The following is an 18,172-nucleotide window of genomic DNA, read 5'->3' on the forward strand; positions in this document are numbered from 1 at the left end:
GTTCAGCCATCTTCTAAAACGGATTGAATCGCTTTGAGAGTTAATTCTGGTCCGCTTTTCAAACCCAATTTGCGCTTAATGTTCTCCCGATGGGTATCAATTGTGTGAGTGCTTAAGAACAGTTGCTCGGCGATCGCACCGGTAGACACTCCTGCACCAATCATCTTAAAAATCTCAAGCTCCCTATCGCTCAACAGATGAATGGGGTCTTGGGATTCGCAACGCTTTCCCAAAGCCTGCGACACTAATCGTTGCGTCAATTCTTCACTCGTATAGCGTTCCCCCTTGAGAACAGTGCGAATTGCTTCAATTAATTTCTCATTCGATTCCTGTTTGTTGAGATATCCATGCGCGCCGGCCCTGAGGGCTCTTTCCGCATACAAAGATTCCTTAAAGGCCGAAACCACTAACATCTTTGTGGAGGGAAGGTAGGCTTTGATTCGCTTAATCACCTCGATACCGTTTCCCTGCTTCAACGAAATATCGATAATCACTAAGCCAGGCTCGAGAGCCTTCACAAGTTCAAAAGCCTGATCTTCCGACACGGCTTCGCCACACACTTCTAGGTCTGGTTGCGTCGATATTCGCATACTAAGTCCATCTCGCATGATTGGATGATCATCAACGATCAAAATCCTTGTAACACTTCGTAGTTTACTCATAGTAATCCGTTCTCTGCTGGAATTGTACAACGAACCGTAGTGCCGGACCCGATACGACTGCTAATCTGAAGTTCTCCGCCGATGATGCCCGCGCGGTACTCCATGATGCGAAGTCCTACTCCGACCCCGTCCGACAAAGGCTGCGGAATGTGCTGCGTATCGAATCCCACTCCATCATCGCGGATTTCGAGAGCATTCATACCCTCCTGCTGCTTGAGAGCAATGAGAATCTCCGTAGCCTGACCATGCTTGAGTGCATTGTTGAGGGATTCCTGTGCAATTCGATAGAGTTGTGTCGCGACCACGCTATTCGGAAAAACAACCGTACCCTCGGTCTCAAACCGACAACGCACGCCTTGTTGCTCGTCGGTTGCTATGGCTAACTCGGTCAGTGCCGAATGAAGCCCACGGGCATCAATTTGTACTGGCATGATCCCATGCGATAACTTCTGAACGTGTAAATTAGCTTCCTTCAAACCTTTGTTTAGTTTTTCGGTTGTCTTTACAAGTTGCTGGTAATCGGATTCCACTAGGTTCCACTCCACACCACCTTGCACCTCGGCGCGTTTCGCATTTCCAAGACATTCGCCTAGGCTACCTGAAAACAAGGAAAGCCCAATAAGTTCTTGTTGCGTCCCATCATGGAGTTCTTGTCCGATACGACGTTGCTCCTCCGAAGCAATTTCCAAAATATGTGCTTGCAATTGCTTGCGATCCGAAATGTCACGCAAAATCCCGCAATAAAGATCGAGGTGATCAATTCTCGTAATCGCTAGATCGATGGGCAACACGGTTCCATCGCTACAACGTGCAAACAACTCACAACGTTTGCCGATGCTTCGTGTCATTTCGCTATTGTTTGTATCAGAACCCTCCGAATGCCCCGGACTCTCCAAAAAAGAGGGAATCAAAACCGAGAGATTCTTTCCTATAAGCTGGTCTGACTTATGACGAAAAATTCTTTCTGTAGCTTCGTTCACCGTTTCAATTTTCCCCTTCGAATCAAACGTCAAAATAGCATCCATCGCTGTATTCAATATAGCTTTGAGACGCTCCGCGCTTTCGTATAGCTCCGCGAAGTGTTTGGCGTCTGCCTCTCGCTGAAGGGACTCCGCTCTTTTACGCTGTGTAATTTCGACAAAGGTGATCACGACTCCATCTACGTCATGATCACCTGTTCTATAGGGTAGAATGCGGCGAAGGTAAAAGCGATTGTCGTCCGTTTCAATTTCCCGATCTAAAGTTGTCGGATGGATCAGAACTTCTTGGCACTCAGCCATCATTTGGTCATAAACGAATCTCGGAGCAATATCCCTTAGTGGTCGTCCAATATCCGTTGAGAGCAGATTCAGTAACGACTTCGTAGACGGTGTGAATTTCTTAATGTTTAACTGTTTGTCGAGAAAGATAGTCGCGATCTCGGTGCTCGAAATCAAATTCAGCAAATCATCGGTAGTCTTGTCTAATTCAGCAACCTTTTCCTGGAGTTCGCTGTTGACTGTACCTAACTCCTCGTTCAACGATTGAAGCTCCTCCTTGGATGTCTCCAATTCCTCATTCACCGATTGAAGCTCCTCGTTGATCGACATGATTTCTTCGTTCGAGGTTTTGAGTTCCTCATTCGAACTCTCCATCTCCTCGATCGTGCTGTATAATTCCTCGTCCTTTGATTTCAGCTCCAATTCGAGCTGCTGCACTATTCGAGAGTCCTCGGATTGAGAAAGCTCCATTTCCGCCAGCAAGGAATTTTGGTTCATTCCTAGGGGATCCGATGGGTCCGTGCACTCTTGGTCCGAATGCGTGTCAAAAACCCCCGAATCATGGAAAAGGACAAGTAACAATCCATGAGCCTCTTTCGGTTCGGTAAGGGGACGGACTGTGATTGAGCACCGAAGATATCGCCCATTCCGCTTTACCTTTGCGTTTCCCTCAAACGAAATCTTCTGATTACGCATGGCTTGATGGCAAACCGCTCGCAACTTGGTCCGTAAACCGGGTCTTGCCATCGCAAGCAAATCTTTTGTCAACTCGCCTCTAGGGAACTCAAGGTAATTTACTAAAGGTCCCGTGACGTAAAGTAATTCCAGATTCTGGTTTATCAACGCAGATGCAGGAGCGAATTCATTGAGAACGATCTGTTCGGTCAGTTCCTTGTAATTTTTTCGTTGGGGTGCAGAACCTACGTGATGTGGGAGCATTCTACGACGCTCTTCGGTCTTAGTTAATGGAAAGCTCACCAAATCCCGGCGCGCCGAACCGGTACGCCGGTAGACTCTCCAGGTTTTAGAAACAGTAGTAAAAATGTCGGTCGATCTGCCAATGGTCTCTGAGGGACCGAGCAAAAGGTACCCGTCCGCCTCGAGAGCAAAGTGGAAAAGCGAAATAACTTTTTGTTGCATTTCCGATTCGAGATAGATCAACAAATTGCGGCAGCTAATTAAATCGAGTTTGGAAAACGGCGCGTCACCAATCAAATTCTGATTGGAGAATACAATCGAATCGCGAATCTGTTTGTTGATTTGATAACGATCTTCGTCAATCATTACAAAAAACTTATTTAGTCGTTCGGGCGAAACATCACTCACAACACTACTCGGATAGATTCCTGCACGTGCGACTTCTATCGCATCCGCATCAATGTCACTTGCAAAAATTTGAATTGCCATTGGGAGTTTTCGTTCTGCAACTCCTTCAAACAACAACATGGCTATGGAATAGGCCTCTTCCCCCGTGGCGCAACCTGGAACCCAAACACGGATCGCCATATCCCCTTTTTGACGTGCGAGCAGATCAGGAATAATCTCGTTCTCCAGAATACGAAAGGCTTCTGGATCTCTAAAAAAAGCTGTAACACTGATCAATAAATCCCTGCACAGGGCGACAACTTCTTCGGGACGTTGCGCGAGATGATCCAAGTATGACGCGATACTCGAAATGTGTACCAGTCCCATCCTACGCTGTATCCGTCGCAGCACCATCGGTTTTCGATAGGGACGGAAATCATGTTTCATTTGTAAATGCAGTATGGCCAAGACTCGGTTGAGATAGTCCGACGAGGGGTCTGACACTGCAGAAGCTTCGTCGATATTCTTCAGAGTCGGAAGGTCTAAAAAGCTGATCAGTGCTGCGGGCATTTGCTCTGGCGGTAACACGCAGTCAACCACTCCGGTGTCGATCGCGCTCTTCGGCATCTGATCATATTCTGCAGACTCAGGTTCTTGCGCTATCACCATTCCACCAGCAAGTTTAATCTCGCGGACACCCAGTGCGCCGTGACTGCCAGTGCCCGACAAAACGATACCAATCGCCCGTTCGCCATGGTTCTGAGCAAGCGATCGGAGGAAAAAGTCAATCGAGGTTTGCCATCGACGGTCTTTGGGCGGTTGACTTAACTGCAGTCTCGCATCGGAAATAGCGAGAAAGCTCTGAGGCGGAATAATGTATACTCGATTCGTCAGAACAGACATCCCATGCTCTGCCTCGACGACCGGCATCGAAGTGTATTTGCTCAAAAGCTCCACCATTAAGCTGTCATGAGACGGGTCTAGGTGCGGAACCAAAACAAATGCCATACCGCTATCTGTAGGCATCGACAAGAAAAATTTCTTAAACGCGTCTAATCCACCCGCCGAAGCAACGATTCCTACAATGGGGAATGGCTTGGGCATTTCACCATCCGTGTTTATCTTCCTGCTTTTAGGTTCTAGACTCTGCAATGCTTCGCTGTTTACGTTGAGAGGTGACTCGTCCTCGTTAGACCGACTCCCTGCCGAGAGATTAGAACTGTTTTTCATGCAGAAGGACCGTTTATCCGTGGAAACTCACTAGATTCAATCTCAGGAAGATACCATATAACCAAGATTCTTCTACGTTACCTTCCCCCGAATGGTGGAACTCACCATCCCAGGAGCGCTTGGGTGCTATGCGTCCTGTCTCCCACAAAGGATCCGAACTAGCTCAATCCACCAGGATTCTTTCATACATCCTTCGATATTCGAGCCGATCGACGATTGTGATACTGGTCAGGACGGCAAATCAACCTGTTTTTTTTCAACGTCTTTCCAAGCGTGAAAACAGGAATGACTCCCATGCCGACAACATCAAGGGATTTGATATGAAGAAAAGCACAACGAAAGATGCTACAGCAGGGTGCTGCGATGGAAAGTTCGTCAAAGTGTCAGGCGAAAAGCTTATCTTCACCTGTGAAGAGGGTGAAGAGCATCAGTACTCGGTTGACAAAGAGACGAAGGTTATGCGTGACGGTAAGCCAACCAAGTTGGTGAACATCAAAAAGGGGGAAACAATCCGCATGACCATGTGTAATGACGAGAAAAGCAAGGTGAATCTCGTGGATTGTGGAGAACACATTCCCGATTTGGCACTCACCTAGTACTAGGACGAAATCGGAAGGGGATCAATCGGATTGTCCGAGCGACCCCAAACGTGAATAAAAAAAACCTAAGGATAGAAAAAATGAAAATCAATCAATTTGCAATGGCAGCACTCGTTACGATACCTTTCGGTGGAGTTGTCGTAGCTCAACAACCCCCAACCAGGGCCAACAATCCCCGAGATGTTCCAACTCAGAAAAACCGTTTATCTGCTCAGCAATCTAAAGAGCAGACTTTTGCGGATTACTTGGTGATAACCAACAAAGAGCAAGTTGCGTTTTCACGCCTCGGACAGAAACACGCAACAAATGATGCGGTGAAAGCTTTTGCAAAGCTTTTGGAAAAGGATCATCAGGCGTGTGTGGACGAACTCAAAGGGTTTGCGTCCAAGGGGGCAACCGCGAGCCTCTCGGAGAGCTCCCGGACGACGCGACAAGAAAACGGTCGTTCGGAAACGAATCCATTGTTAGCTGAAAACAGAGCAACAGATGTTACCGCTCTAAAGCCAAGTATCCCAAATTCAGAGGTGGATTTTCTGCAACTCTACCAAGAAATTTCGGAACAGTGTCTGAAGGATGGCGAGGAATGGCTAGGAAAACAGGAAGGGATCGAACTTGATAAATGCTTCATCGGTATGCAAATCGCAAAACATGCAGCGATGAAGTCCAGTCTCACCGTTCTCGATCGACACGCGACGGGCGACGTACAAGGAATGATTCGAAAAGGACTGAAGATGAATGCTGCCCATATGCAGGCAGCCGTCAAATTGATGGAAGATCTAGCAGCTAGCGACCCTACTAAGGTTGGCGTGCTCCCATCCAAGTAAGAGGCTCTGTTCGGTAATACCTGTGTCTCGCAGGAAACTATCGAAGAAAACGAGTGTGCGAGAGGGAGCTTGAGAATCTCAGCTCCCTGTACTCGCACTCGTTTTTTCCCTTCAAATCTTTCCTCCTAAGTGTGGCTCTTTCAATGCTTCAGACCATTTTGATCGTCTTACTGATTTTATTCCTATTTGGTGGTATCGGAACTCTGCCCAGATGGTCGCATAGCCGTAACTGGGGCTATGGTCCGAGCGGAGGATTAAGTCTTCTCAGCATCCTGGTTGTTGTGTTGCTGATTTTAGTACTCACAGGTCGTCTGTAGGAATGCTCGTCGAAAAAAATCGGGCGCCTACATAACATCAGTGACTCTCGTCGGTAGGGTTGTAGGATCAACTAAGAGAACACTCAATTCGACCGATGGTCCTATCCGCCATCACAGTTTCGTAGTCTGCTCGATATTCGCTTCTTGGTTCATTATCAATAATTGCAACCATAGAGGCTCCTGTCACACGACGCGGCAGAACTAAACTCATACTCGTTGGAAATTGAACATGATGACTAAATGCACTAAAACTTACGGAGCAACAACGGAGAATACATTCCGATGTGTTCCTTCACCATTGAAGCTCGCTGTTGCACTCTCTCTGCTGTCCGTAACCCTCCCTAGCGCAGCCTTTGCTCAGTGGGGATCTAGCGGCGGTTCAAATGGTAGTTACTCAATGTTGAGTTATGGCAGCAATGGAGGTGGATACGGAAGCAGCGGCAGCTTCGCGGGTGGATCGTCAGGAGGTGGAGGGGCTGTTGGGCGTTTCGTATCGCGAATTCACGAACGCCATGCTGCACGACGAGCAACAAGGCAGAGTACTGGCTACGGATCGTCGGGTGGCTACGGATCGTCGGGTGGCTACGGATCGTCGGGTGGCTACGGATCAGCAGGTGGCTACGGATCAGCAGGTGGCTATGGATCAGCAGGTGGTGCAACTTTGCAGCACCATGGCGTTTCAACAAGACTTAACCGTTCATCGAATCAACCTTTTGTCCAATCAGCAGTATCAACATCACCTACGGTGGTCATCGATTCAAGAAAGAGCACGTCAGTTAACCTTGTTGCCAAGGTTCCTGCTGGCGCAAAAATCTACATCAACGAGAAGCTTACGAGAACCACAGGAAGCCACCGTTCATTTGTCAGCAGAAACTTGCAGCCAGGGAGTGTGTACCAATTCACAGTTCGTGCAGAAATGCCAGACGCCAGTGGCAAGCTTATTTCTGAAACTCAGCAGGTTTCGGCAACTGTAGGTGAATCTAAGTTTTTGGAGTTCATGTTGAAAGGTAGCTCACCGATGCTGTTGGTGACTAGTCAGCATTCCGGTAACAAGCAACGCTAGAGATACAAAACTGAATTGATGGTTTCAGATAGAAAATGGAAGAATCGTAGGAGACAATCATGACGACCACTGCTGGAGATGAAAAGCTCGGTGAGCCTAATGGACATGTGATGATGCGACATGCAAGAATGTTTTTTGGCCTGTGCCTTGTTGTTTCGCTGATCGCAACCATAGTACTGTTCATCTTCAATCGTCAAGCAGCTTACATCGCAGCCTTGCCAGTGCCACCTCTTTTTCTTGCTCTCATCGTCGTAAGCTATTTGGAGAAAAAATCGCGAGTAAAAAAAATTCGAGTCAGGCATCAGGCTACGATTTCGCCCGAGGAAGTTGAAATGAACGTTCAATACGCGGGCATCTATACGGCCATTGGCCTCATCATGCTATTCGCTACCGCCACTTTTATTGTCGCTGCGACCATGTTTGATGACTGGGCAAAGGTTGGGCTCGCCGCAACCGTTCTGTTCATGCTAGTCGTCCTGATTATCCTCCCTTATATCCCTTTATTCATCGAGAATGCCGCCCAGGATGAACGCGATAAGCTTGGGCGTGAAGCTCTAAAGGCTGAAGGCGACGACCGCAACGGGCATGATCCAACCTCATAAGTCAGGCTCAAGAGAACCCACCAAGGGCATGTTTGCCTAAAACTGAAGGCGAATTACAAACAAGACGAACGCCGAATAAGACAATAAGACGAAGATACGGACGATCGAGAATCACCAAACCTCATAATCTATGGAATTGACCGCAATGCTTACCTCTTAGCTTAACGCTTGCGCGCTGAATGACTGGGGAATGGGCTGTTGACAACCAATTGCTCTCAGTTCAGACTCTAGGAAATCCACAAAATGAAATCGGTAGATTATGAAATGGTCTTGGAAACTCGGTGAGATTCGTGGCATTGGCGTTTATATGCATGCCACGTTCTTAATTCTGATCGGCTTTGTTGTTCTAAGTCATTACTCAGCGGGTCATAGTTTGGGGAAAACGCTAGAAGGCGTTGGCTTCATTCTCGCTATTTTCGCGTGTGTGGTGCTGCACGAATTTGGACATGCGTTCATGGCAGCCCGCTACGGAATCAAGACAAAGGATATTACGCTGTTACCCATCGGAGGCATCGCACGCCTGGAACGCATGCCAGAAAAACCGATGGAGGAGTTGTGGGTAGCGCTCGCTGGTCCGGCGGTCAACGTCGTCATTGCCGCGGGCTTGTTTGCCTGGCTTTGGTTCGCTAGCGCGCTCGCACCTCTAGAACAGGTCAGCGTAACCAGCGGACCGTTTCTCGAGCGGCTACTGTTTGTCAACGTCATTTTGGTTGTCTTCAACATGCTTCCTGCCTTTCCAATGGATGGTGGGCGTGTACTGCGGGCGTTGTTGGCGACAAGACTCGAATACGCACATGCTACCCAGATTGCTGCAAATATTGGCCAGGCGATGGCATTATTCTTCGCCTTCATTGGCTTCTTCGTCAATCCGTTTCTAATTTTCATCGCTCTATTCGTTTGGATCGGGGCAACACAGGAAGCTAGCATGGCGACGATGAAATCCGCACTTGGCGGCATTCCTGTGAAGCGCGCGATGATGACCGATTTTCGCTCCCTAAATCCAAGTGATACTCTGCAGCGTGCAATCGAACTTGTCTTGGCGACGCCGCAGCAGGATTTCCCGGTCGTGGATGATGGCACGGTAGTTGGCGTTCTCCCTAGTCGCGAACTGATGTTGGCATTGCAAAGACAAGGGCAAGACGCTCTGGTAAGCGATGTCATGCGTCGTGACTTTCTATCTGTTGATGCCAATGACATGCTCGACAAAGCCCTTATGCAAGTGCAAGCGTCTGAATGTTGCTCGACGGCTCCGGTAATGCAGCACAACGCCATGGTTGGACTGTTGACTGCCGAGAATGTTCGCGAATTCTTACTCATTGCTGCAGCTCTCGGCGAGCAACAGAAGCAGAAAGCTGCTTTATTGTCATAAATCCTTCGCAAAGCGAAGAACTTATTCAGACAATTTGCGTAAGCGAACGGCGTGGTGGAATCAACTATGAGATTATCCGATTCTACTCTATTCAACTCTTGCTCCGCATCTGTAACAATCCTAGTCATGCTCGCAGATAGCGAGCTGAATCTATGTTTGTAAATCCGCCTGAGTAAAGGATGCCTCAATGCCACTTCTAACCCCCTCCAATCCCGATCAAAAACGACTTGGGAAAGTATTGTATCGGGCGTCAAGAATCACGACCGATGAAATTAAATCGCGAGCAGCTCGGATTGCGCGTAAATGGACGGTTGCTCAAAGAGCTGAACGTCAACGTCTGGGCGTTGCGAAACGCGAATGGCTATTTCGATTCATTAACAACTTTTCCAACGATAAGGATTAAATCACGATGGCAGGTATAGCAAAAAGGTCAGCAAGGCAGCGATTCCATCATGGAATCATTACCACCTTTGGAAAACTTGATACTCTGGATATAGAGCAACTCGATGGGTCCTCAGCACAGTTGGTGGGGCTCGTGATGACGAGGTACGGCTGGAGTAGCGCTGAAGCGCAGCATAAGGTCGAGCAATTCATGACGCGAATGTCTAATGGCTCTTTGTGATGGCTGCGTAATGACTCTCGCAGCCTATCCAACGAAACCATCCATCAACTCCGTTGTCAGGGGCTGTTTACCTGCCTGATTTGCCGAGTTGTGGCAATTCCTAACTTTCGCATTTTGCCGTAGAGAGTGGTCGGCTTTAGCCCAAGCAGCGTCGCAGCTCCATTGGAACCGTAGATCTTACCGCCCGTGCGTGCCAATGCGTCTCGAATGGTCTCCCGTTCCATGTTGGCGAACGATCGATTCTGACTTGGAAGCGATGAGCTGTTCGGAACAACTCCGGTTAACCATGAGGCATCGACGACTAAGTTGTCGTCGCTGCTGACAACCATGGCACGCTCGACGATGTTCTCAAGTTCACGAATATTGCCGGGCCAGTGGTAACTCATCAACAATTCCATTGTTTGTCGCGCCACGCCTTTGATTCGCTTGTTGAGCTTCCGGCTGAATCGCTCAATGAAGTGATTTAACAATGCTGGGATGTCCTCCCGGCGCTCTCGCAACGGAGGGACATGAATCGGAAATACGTTGAGACGATAATAGAGATCCTCACGAAAACGACCTGCATCCACGGCATTTTTCAAGTCGCGATTAGATGCGGTGATAACCCGAATGTTGATAGGAATAGGCTCACTGCCCCCCACTCTCTCGATAGTCCGCTCCTGGAGAACGCGAAGTAGCATGACCTGCGTCTCAAGTGGGACTTCCGATATTTCATCCAAAAAGATGCTTCCGCCATGAGCCAGCTCAAATCGGCCCTTACGCCGCTCGGAGGCACCGGTGAACGCACCCGACTCGTGACCAAACAACTCACTCGTTATCAAATTGGCGGACAAGGCAGCACAATTAACTTTCACCATCAGCTGTTCGCGTCGCTGGCTAGCGTCGTGGATGGCACGAGCAATCAGTTCCTTTCCGGTGCCCGTCTCGCCAAGGATCAGCACGGTCGAGTCAACTTCCGCGACCTGTTCGATAGCGACGCGAACCTGACTCATGGAACGGCTATCTCCAATGATATTCGTTATGCCTTGGGTCGAACGGATCTCATCGCGGAGGTAGACATTCTGTTGTTCCAGATCCGCTTTCAGGCGACTGATTTCGTTAAAGGTTGAGGCATTGGCGAGCGCGATGGAAAGCTGACCGCAGACTTCGCTCAATAATCCCATGTCCCAATGATCCGGCTCGTTGGCGCGGCGCGAAATGAGCCCCAAGACAGCCACACTCTGCTCGCGAGATTGCAGGGGTAGGTAGACCATTGAGCCGTAGCCCATGTCCCGCAACATCTGATCTTCTGGGAATTGCGATGTCTCCTCCAAGCGACGAACGACACGAGGCATGCCATGCTGCATGACCCAATCAAACGCCGAACCAGGGAGCGCCCGAGTGGGGACCTCAACGCAATGACCATCGGCACCCTGATATTCGATGGCAAAGCCATTGCGAGCCAATCCAAATTCATGGGTGGTGAGGAGACTTATTCGGTCGCACCCCAGCAGCTTTTGGATCTCAGCAGCAGCCAATTGAAAGATCTCCCGAATGTCCAAACTAGAATTGATGATCCGGCTTAGCTCTACTAACAATCGGTATCGTTGTTCGGAAGCCCGCAATTCACGAGTCTGCTTTTCCACTTCGCTCTTGAGAAGATCCAGAAACTCGTCCTTCGTCTTATTGGCTTCCACTAACTCCGCCTGCTTTTGGCGAAGCTCGTGGATCAACTGTGTCCGCTCTACGCTAATGGCGATATGACCTGCTAGTGGTCGCAACAGTGCAACGTGCTGTTCGGTGTAAGTATGAGGTTGGCGGCTTGAAAAGAACACAACGCCAATTGGCTGACCATTGGCGATAAGCGGCAGAGTTAAACTGGATCTCATGCCTTCCCGAACGATCAGACCAGTCGATGCAGAATTAGGTTTGTTCTGCAAGTAAACCTGTAAATCCTCAATGATTCGAGGCTGTCCGTGCTCTAGCAAGAGAGCAAGAGTGGAACCTGCGATGCGGGCTGCGTAGCCGACTTTCAGAGCAACCGGCCCATCCGAGCGACAGGAACTCAGTCGCAACAGGCCAGTTTTTTCTTCCAACAGTGCGACCGCAATCCGGTTGTAGGGAACGAATCCTTGGAAACGGTCAAACACGGAATCGAATAGCTCTTCAAAACTCTGCCCCATATTGAGCTGTTCGAGCAATCGCTCATTGAGGCGCTCTACCGGATGGGAGCTTGTTGATAGAGGCATTTGCCTTCTTTCCCTTCAACCAAATATAGATATTCGACGAAATGTGGTCAGCGTGCTGAGCGATACCGCATTATAGGTCATTTGCACAGGGAAAAACTGCAGATGCGAAGAATTGCAAGAGGCTTGTCTACTAAAAATGCTATGCACAGGGCATCAAAATGTCCAAATATGGTCATTGTGTACGCTTTTGATGGAAGGCAAGGAGATGCTGCAAGTTGCTTTTAGACAAGGACTTATGGCTTTTGTTTTCCTTTTGGTCGGTTTGGCGCGCCATTCGCTTCTTAGTCCTGTTGAGAAAAGTGTTTCCTCGGCTGAAAACCGTATTCGGGGTGAAAGCAATGGCTCATGTCGTGACGGAAGCGTGTCTTGATTGCAAGCACGCAGAGTGCGTAGCCGTTTGTCCTTCGAACAGTTTTCGCGAAGGGGAGCGGATGATGTTTATCGATCCAGAACAGTGTATTGACTGTGAGGCTTGCGTGGCTGCCTGTCCGGTAGACGCCATTTTTCACGAGGATGATTTGTTGGCGGAGTGGCTGCCGTACCGAGATTTGAATGCTACGATGGCACGCCAAAGTCCTGCCGCATTACCAACACTAACTAACCCAAAAAACTTCAAAAATTAGGGAGAATGCCAATGGCTGTCCAATTAACCGAGCGGGCTGCGGACGAATTGAAAAAGTTTATTGCTGACCAACAGTTACCAGACACAGTCGCTCTGCGAATCGGTGTCGTAGGTGGTGGCTGCAGTGGTTTTGAATACAAGCTTGGCTTCGATGAAAATGTGAATGAAGAAGCTGACTCGGTTAGGGAGCTACACGGAATCCGGGTAGTTGTGGATAAGAAGAGCTCGCTGTTGCTAGACGGAACCGAGGTCGATTTTCACGAGTCTCTGGAAAAGCGAGGCTTTGTGTTCAACAATCCCAATGCTGTGAAGTCTTGTGGCTGCGGCAGTTCGTTCTCGGCTTAGCCCCAAACCATTTGACTATTTATTGTCCCAGAGAACCGATTTGGAGTATCTGCAATGACAACGGAAAATGCGTTGCTGAAAGAGTATTCAGAACGCGAATACCAACATGGCTTCGTTACTGAGATCGAAGCGGATGCGATTCCGCCCGGCTTGAGTGAAGATGTCGTTCGGCTGATTTCAGAAAAGAAAGATGAGCCTGGATGGTTGCTGGACTGGCGTCTGAAGGCGTATCGTCATTGGTTGACGCTCGAGGAGCCCGTGTGGCATAACGTTCAATATCCGCGCATCGACTACCAGAAATCAGTTTACTATTCAGCGCCGAAACAACGTCCCAAGCTCAACAGCTTGGACGAGGTGGATCCCGTATTGCTAGAGACCTATGCGAAGCTTGGCATTTCGCTGGAAGAGCAAAAGGCTTTATCCGGAGTTGCCGTCGATGCGGTGTTCGATAGTGTTTCCGTAGCAACCACCTTTAAAGAGACATTGGAAAAGCATGGTGTTATCTTCTGTGCGTTCTCGGAAGCGGTTCACAAGTATCCGGACCTAGTGCAAAAGTACTTGGGATCGGTCGTGCCCTATTCCGACAATTTCTTTGCGACCTTGAACTCAGCGGTCTTCAGCGATGGCTCCTTCTGCTTCATTCCCGCCGGGGTTCGTTGCCCTATGGAGCTGTCAACCTACTTCCGCATCAATGCGCAAAACACCGGACAGTTCGAACGGACGTTGATCATCGCGGAAGCGGGCAGCTACGTCAGCTATCTGGAAGGATGCACAGCGCCGAAACGAGATGAGAATCAGCTTCATGCTGCGGTGGTCGAGTTGGTCGCGTTGGAAGATGCCCAGATCAAATACTCGACGGTGCAGAATTGGTACCCTGGAGACGCAGAGGGGCGTGGTGGCATCTACAACTTTGTAACCAAGCGTGGAGCTTGTCGAGGCGATAACTCCAAAATCTCTTGGACCCAAGTTGAAACCGGATCGGCGATCACTTGGAAGTACCCCAGCGTCATCCTGCAGGGTGACAATTCCGTCGGCGAATTTTATTCGGTTGCTTTGACCGCCAATCATCAGCAAGCGGATACGGGGACCAAAATGATCCATATCGGCAAGAACACCAAGAGTACGATTATCTCAAAGGGTATATCAGCCGGTCAGGGGCAGAACAGCTACCGCGGTCTGGTCAAGATTCAGAAGGGTGCGACCAACGCTCGCAATTTTTCTCAGTGCGATTCGTTGCTGATTGGCGATCAGTGTGGAGCCCATACCTTTCCCTACATTGAAGTTCGAAATACATCGTCAAAAGTGGAGCACGAAGCTTCGACTTCGAAAGTGGGTGAGGACCAGATCTATTACTGTCGGCAGCGCGGTCTGCCTACAGAAGACGCGGTGAATATGATCGTCAACGGATTTTGTAAGGAAGTCTACGATGCACTTCCTATGGAATTTGCCGTGGAAGCCCGAAAACTCCTCAGCGTCAGCCTCGAAGGTAGCGTTGGATAAACAATACATCAAAAGGAAAACTAAAAATGCTTGAAATTAAGAATCTGCATGCTCGTTCCGAGGATCGAGAAATCCTGCGGGGTATCAATCTGACCGTATCTGCTGGTGAAGTCCACGCGATCATGGGTCCCAACGGCTCCGGCAAAAGCACTCTGGCGCACGTGCTGGCTGGTCGTGAGGACTATGAAGTGACCGATGGTGAAGTGCTCTACTGCGGTAAGAACCTGCTGGAAATGGAGATCGAAGAGCGCGCGGCGGAAGGGATCTTCTTGGCCTATCAATACCCTGTCGAAATTCCTGGTGTTAGCAACAAGTATTTCTTGAAGGCCGCCATCAACTCCATTCGCAAGTATCGCCAACAACCACTGATCGAAACGGTTGAGTTTTTGCGATTGCTCAAAGAGAAAATGGCTTGGCTGGGAATGGATAAGAGCATGATGGAACGCTCTGTCAACGAAGGCTTCTCAGGCGGGGAAAAGAAACGGAACGAAATTCTTCAAATGGCCATGTTGGAACCAAAGCTAGCGGTGCTAGACGAAACGGATTCCGGGCTGGATATCGACGCCTTGAAGATCGTGGCAGATGGGGTGAATCGATTGCGAAGCCCTGACCGGGCCATCATTGTTGTGACGCACTATCAACGTTTGCTTGACTACATCGTGCCGGATTACGTTCACGTTCTGGCAGAAGGCCAGATCGCGCGGTCTGGCGACAAATCGCTGGCGCTTGAGCTAGAAGAGAATGGCTACGCATTTCTAGGGCCAACCGCTTCGGCGGGTGTTTGAGATTTTTAAACACTTTGACATTCTTTGAGGAGAGAAAACAAGGACATGGTTGCTACAGAAATATCGAGCTTTGAACAGCAACATGCGAAATTCCAGGGGCAACAGTCTGTGGAGATTCCTGATTGGGCCAATTCGATCCGATTGGAAGGTATGAATGGCTTTCGCCAAAAAGGGCTCCCTACAACTCGCGATGAGGAGTGGCGATTCACCAACATCGCGCCACTGCTTCGCCGTCCCTTTCAACTACCAGTCCACGATTCGTCGATAGATTCCCTCGTTGGCCCATTGGTGGAACAGGCGGCGTTGACGGAAAACTGCGATCGGCTGGTGTTTATCAACGGTCGCTACAGTCAGCGTTGGTCGCGTCGTAGCCAGGTTGACACGCAGTATGCGGGCAGTTTGGCAGATTCCATTCTTAAGAACCAAGGCTCGGTCCGGCAACGGCTGTTGGATGCTTCGGTTTCACCGCAGTCCGTATTTAGCTCACTCAATTCGGCCTTCATCGAGGATGGAGCCTTAATTGATATTCCAGACGATGTTCAATTGAGTCAGCCGATTCATTTGCTTTTCATTACTGTCGGCGACCAGTCGATCGCTTGCCATCCAAGAAATTTGATCTCGCTAGGTAGGAACAGCCAAGCCACGATTATTGAAAGTCACGTTGGACATAGTACTGCTGGCTATTTCAACAACTGCTTTACGGAGATTAAGGTAGCCGAATCGGCAAAATTGTATCATCACAAACTGCAGCAGGAGCAAATCGACGCCTTGCACGTTGCTACAACTCGCGTTCAGTTGCAATCTCACAGTTCTTACGACTCCCACTACTTTGCGTTCGGCGGTGCCCTTGCAAGAAACGAGGTGGATTGTTTTTTAGATGGCGAAGAGATTGATTGCACGCTGAACGGTCTTTATATGCCTAGCGGTGAGCAATTGATGGATTGTCGTACCAGGATCGACCATGCGAAACCCAATTGCCGCAGCAATGAAATCTACAAGGGTATTCTCGACAACAAGGCCAAAGGCGTATTTAATGGCAAAATTTACGTTCATCCGCAGGCACAAAAGACGAACGCCATGCAAAGCAATCAGGCTATATTGCTCTCCGACGATGCGGTCATCGACACCAAGCCTCAGTTGGAGATCTATGCCGATGATGTGCGATGTACGCACGGTGCGACGGTAGGAGAACTCGATGCTCAGGCTCTCAATTACCTACGTTCGCGCGGTATTCCTATGGACTTGGCGAGGGCCATGCTGATATTCGCGTTTGCCAACGACATCGTACAGAGTGTCAACGTGGCCGAGGTTCGTAAGCATCTGGAATCCCTCCTGCTAGCTGATCGCGGCTTGCCCGAGGTTTGAAAATTTAGCCGACTAAAATAGTTCCAACATTAACAAGAGATGAGATCGCAACAAATGGATGCCACACTACTAAAAACAGAAGTACTCGTTAGCACCGATTGGGTCGCAGAGCATGGCAACGACGAAAACGTAAGAATTGTAGAGTCGGACGAGGACGTGCTGTTGTACGGACAAGGTCACATTAGCGGGGCCGTGAAGATCGATTGGCAAACGGATTTGCAAGATCAAACGGTCCGAGACTATATCTCAAAAGAGCGGTTTGCTGAACTTTGTGCCTCCAAGGGTATTTCCAATGACACAACAGTCGTGTTCTATGGCGACAAAAGCAATTGGTGGGCATGCTACGCGCTGTGGGTGTTCAAGCTTTACGGGCACGAGAAATGCCTGATTATGGATGGTGGTCGGAAACGTTGGGAGCTAGATGGTCGCGAATTTGTGCGTCAACCGGAGCCTGTCTATCCTCGCGGTTCCTACGTCGCTAAAGACGCAGATCTCAGCATTCGTGCATTTCGCGACGAGGTACTCAAGCACCAGGCCGCCGGTCGCCCTTTAATTGATGTGCGTTCGACGGGTGAGTACACGGGTGAACTGCTGCATATGGACGATTATCCGCAAGAGGGGACTCTGCGGGCTGGTCATATTCCAGGTGCTGCCAGCGTACCATGGTCGCGCGCGGTCAAAGAGGATGGGACTTTCAAGTCCGAGGCCGATCTGGAACAACTCTACGTCGATGAAGCCGGCTTGAAACGCGATGGAGAACTGATCGTTGCCTATTGTCGGATCGGTGAAAGGTCGAGCCATACGTGGTTCGTATTGAAGTATCTGCTAGGATTCCCTAACGTGAAAAATTATGACGGCTCATGGACTGAGTGGGGTAACTTAGTCGGCATGCCCATTGAAAAGAATGTTTAGACGCATTGAAAAAGGAATGTTGTGATCGACGAGTCTTCTGATCAAACAAGCAAACTCGATGAAATTAAGAGCACGTTCCGCGATCTAGATGTTTCAGATCGGTTGGAGGTGTTGTTAGAGTATTCGGAGAACCTGCCCGATTTACCGCAGCGTTTTCAGTCGAAACGCCAAGCGGAAGAGAACCGAGTGCATGAGTGTCAAACTCCAGTATACCTGTGGATCGAAGTGGTCAACAATCAGGTTGCGATTTACGCCGAAGTGCCGAGGGAATCGCCGACAGTGCGCGGGTTCATCAGCTTGTTGGTGAGCTCGCTTAGCGGAGCAGCACCTTCAGAGGTTTTAGCGTTGAAACCAAGCCTGCTGCGTGAACTGGGGCTAGCAGAGGCACTCGGAATGGTTCGGACGCAAGGGCTGCAAGCCATTTTGCAGCGAATCAAATTGGAAATAAAAAGGGCCGTTGGCGAAGCGATTTGAAACACACCCAGGCGGTCCGTTTTTAGCCACCGACGCGCTTTTAGCCAACGTCGCGGAATGTGGAAACGAATGGTGAAAATTTTTAGGCA

17 protein-coding genes are annotated in these 18,172 nt (G+C 49.3%); 14 read left to right on the forward strand and 3 right to left on the reverse strand.

Annotated elements, in window-relative coordinates:
• Nucleotides 1-2 precede the first annotated feature (2 nt).
• Together SH449x_RS25415 and SH449x_RS25420 are read right to left on the reverse strand one after the other, a co-directional pair.
• Nucleotides 3-662, reverse strand: coding sequence for a response regulator transcription factor (locus SH449x_RS25415; protein ID WP_482378882.1), 660 nt, complete (start codon nt 660-662; stop codon nt 3-5).
• Nucleotides 659-4,456 (reverse strand): chemotaxis protein CheB, encoded by a 3,798-nt coding sequence (locus tag SH449x_RS25420; RefSeq protein ID WP_482378883.1) that lies wholly within the window; start codon nt 4,454-4,456, stop codon nt 659-661. The genes SH449x_RS25415 and SH449x_RS25420 overlap by 4 nt, the downstream gene beginning before the upstream one ends.
• 320 nt (nt 4,457-4,776) lie before the next feature.
• On the opposite strand from SH449x_RS25420, the gene SH449x_RS25425 reads away from it, so the two are divergent.
• The 7 genes from SH449x_RS25425 to SH449x_RS25455 all read left to right on the forward strand — a co-directional run bounded on the left by SH449x_RS25425 (nt 4,777) and on the right by SH449x_RS25455 (nt 9,852).
• Nucleotides 4,777-5,052, forward strand: a complete 276-nt coding sequence (locus SH449x_RS25425) for a hypothetical protein (RefSeq protein WP_482378884.1) — start codon at nt 4,777-4,779, stop codon at nt 5,050-5,052.
• Between the two features lie 83 nt (nt 5,053-5,135).
• Nucleotides 5,136-5,879 carry a DUF4142 domain-containing protein gene (locus SH449x_RS25430; protein ID WP_482378885.1) on the forward strand — a complete coding sequence of 248 codons (744 nt, stop codon included), beginning with the start codon at nt 5,136-5,138 and terminating at the stop codon, nt 5,877-5,879.
• A 143-nt stretch (nt 5,880-6,022) separates the two neighbouring features.
• Complete coding sequence (locus SH449x_RS25435) at nt 6,023-6,196, forward strand: DUF3309 family protein (RefSeq protein ID WP_482378886.1); 174 nt, start codon at nt 6,023-6,025, stop codon at nt 6,194-6,196.
• A gap of 397 nt (nt 6,197-6,593) precedes the next feature.
• Nucleotides 6,594-7,259, forward strand: a complete 666-nt coding sequence (locus SH449x_RS25440) for a TIGR03000 domain-containing protein (protein ID WP_482378887.1) — start codon at nt 6,594-6,596, stop codon at nt 7,257-7,259.
• A 59-nt stretch (nt 7,260-7,318) separates the two neighbouring features.
• Nucleotides 7,319-7,861 carry a hypothetical protein gene (locus SH449x_RS25445; RefSeq protein ID WP_482378888.1) on the forward strand — a complete coding sequence of 181 codons (543 nt, stop codon included), beginning with the start codon at nt 7,319-7,321 and terminating at the stop codon, nt 7,859-7,861.
• A gap of 259 nt (nt 7,862-8,120) precedes the next feature.
• Complete coding sequence (locus SH449x_RS25450) at nt 8,121-9,230, forward strand: site-2 protease family protein (RefSeq protein WP_482378889.1); 1,110 nt, start codon at nt 8,121-8,123, stop codon at nt 9,228-9,230.
• A 409-nt stretch (nt 9,231-9,639) separates the two neighbouring features.
• A complete protein-coding gene (locus SH449x_RS25455; protein ID WP_482378890.1) occupies nt 9,640-9,852 on the forward strand; it encodes a CsbD family protein in 213 nt (70 codons plus the stop codon).
• A 56-nt stretch (nt 9,853-9,908) separates the two neighbouring features.
• Here SH449x_RS25455 and SH449x_RS25460 read toward each other — a convergent pair whose 3' ends face one another.
• Nucleotides 9,909-12,080 (reverse strand): sigma 54-interacting transcriptional regulator, encoded by a 2,172-nt coding sequence (locus SH449x_RS25460; RefSeq protein WP_482378891.1) that lies wholly within the window; start codon nt 12,078-12,080, stop codon nt 9,909-9,911.
• Between the two features lie 338 nt (nt 12,081-12,418).
• Here SH449x_RS25460 and SH449x_RS25465 point away from each other — a divergent pair, with 338 nt between their 5' ends.
• Genes SH449x_RS25465 through SH449x_RS25495 form a run of 7 tightly spaced genes read left to right on the forward strand, consistent with a single transcriptional unit; the run spans nt 12,419 to nt 18,083 of the window.
• A complete protein-coding gene (locus SH449x_RS25465; protein WP_482378892.1) occupies nt 12,419-12,703 on the forward strand; it encodes a 4Fe-4S dicluster domain-containing protein in 285 nt (94 codons plus the stop codon).
• A gap of 11 nt (nt 12,704-12,714) precedes the next feature.
• Nucleotides 12,715-13,047 (forward strand): HesB/IscA family protein, encoded by a 333-nt coding sequence (locus SH449x_RS25470; RefSeq protein WP_482378893.1) that lies wholly within the window; start codon nt 12,715-12,717, stop codon nt 13,045-13,047.
• Between the two features lie 54 nt (nt 13,048-13,101).
• Nucleotides 13,102-14,547: a Fe-S cluster assembly protein SufB gene (sufB, locus tag SH449x_RS25475; protein ID WP_482378894.1), complete on the forward strand. Its 1,446-nt coding sequence runs from the start codon at nt 13,102-13,104 to the stop codon at nt 14,545-14,547.
• Between the two features lie 26 nt (nt 14,548-14,573).
• Nucleotides 14,574-15,332, forward strand: a complete 759-nt coding sequence (sufC, locus tag SH449x_RS25480; RefSeq protein WP_482378895.1) for a Fe-S cluster assembly ATPase SufC — start codon at nt 14,574-14,576, stop codon at nt 15,330-15,332.
• Between the two features lie 45 nt (nt 15,333-15,377).
• Nucleotides 15,378-16,697 (forward strand): Fe-S cluster assembly protein SufD, encoded by a 1,320-nt coding sequence (gene sufD / locus SH449x_RS25485; RefSeq protein ID WP_482378896.1) that lies wholly within the window; start codon nt 15,378-15,380, stop codon nt 16,695-16,697.
• A gap of 39 nt (nt 16,698-16,736) precedes the next feature.
• Nucleotides 16,737-17,609, forward strand: a complete 873-nt coding sequence (locus tag SH449x_RS25490) for a sulfurtransferase (RefSeq protein ID WP_482378897.1) — start codon at nt 16,737-16,739, stop codon at nt 17,607-17,609.
• A 21-nt stretch (nt 17,610-17,630) separates the two neighbouring features.
• A complete protein-coding gene (locus tag SH449x_RS25495) occupies nt 17,631-18,083 on the forward strand; it encodes a SufE family protein (protein WP_482378898.1) in 453 nt (150 codons plus the stop codon).
• Nucleotides 18,084-18,172: the final 89 nt, after the last annotated feature.

The sequence above is a fragment of the Brakhagea baltica genome, assembly GCF_052161605.1.
Classification (GTDB): Bacteria; Planctomycetota; Planctomycetia; order Pirellulales; family Pirellulaceae; genus JBKCUI01.

Bases quoted from the DNA above. Each gene is read 5' to 3' on its own strand.
- SH449x_RS25435 (WP_482378886.1), top strand. From the start codon at position 6,023: ATGCTTCAGACCATTTTGATCGTCTTACTGATTTTATTCCTATTTGGT.
- sufB (WP_482378894.1), top strand. From the start codon at position 13,102: ATGACAACGGAAAATGCGTTGCTGAAAGAGTATTCAGAACGCGAATAC.
- SH449x_RS25430 (WP_482378885.1), top strand. From the start codon at position 5,136: ATGAAAATCAATCAATTTGCAATGGCAGCACTCGTTACGATACCTTTC.
- SH449x_RS25415 (WP_482378882.1), bottom strand. From the start codon at position 662: ATGAGTAAACTACGAAGTGTTACAAGGATTTTGATCGTTGATGATCAT.
- sufD (WP_482378896.1), top strand. From the start codon at position 15,378: ATGGTTGCTACAGAAATATCGAGCTTTGAACAGCAACATGCGAAATTC.
- SH449x_RS25445 (WP_482378888.1), top strand. From the start codon at position 7,319: ATGACGACCACTGCTGGAGATGAAAAGCTCGGTGAGCCTAATGGACAT.
- SH449x_RS25440 (WP_482378887.1), top strand. From the start codon at position 6,594: ATGTTGAGTTATGGCAGCAATGGAGGTGGATACGGAAGCAGCGGCAGC.
- SH449x_RS25460 (WP_482378891.1), bottom strand. From the start codon at position 12,080: ATGCCTCTATCAACAAGCTCCCATCCGGTAGAGCGCCTCAATGAGCGA.
- SH449x_RS25465 (WP_482378892.1), top strand. From the start codon at position 12,419: ATGGCTCATGTCGTGACGGAAGCGTGTCTTGATTGCAAGCACGCAGAG.
- SH449x_RS25450 (WP_482378889.1), top strand. From the start codon at position 8,121: ATGAAATGGTCTTGGAAACTCGGTGAGATTCGTGGCATTGGCGTTTAT.
- SH449x_RS25425 (WP_482378884.1), top strand. From the start codon at position 4,777: ATGAAGAAAAGCACAACGAAAGATGCTACAGCAGGGTGCTGCGATGGA.
- SH449x_RS25470 (WP_482378893.1), top strand. From the start codon at position 12,715: ATGGCTGTCCAATTAACCGAGCGGGCTGCGGACGAATTGAAAAAGTTT.
- SH449x_RS25455 (WP_482378890.1), top strand. From the start codon at position 9,640: ATGGCAGGTATAGCAAAAAGGTCAGCAAGGCAGCGATTCCATCATGGA.
- SH449x_RS25490 (WP_482378897.1), top strand. From the start codon at position 16,737: ATGAGATCGCAACAAATGGATGCCACACTACTAAAAACAGAAGTACTC.
- sufC (WP_482378895.1), top strand. From the start codon at position 14,574: ATGCTTGAAATTAAGAATCTGCATGCTCGTTCCGAGGATCGAGAAATC.
- SH449x_RS25420 (WP_482378883.1), bottom strand. From the start codon at position 4,456: ATGAAAAACAGTTCTAATCTCTCGGCAGGGAGTCGGTCTAACGAGGAC.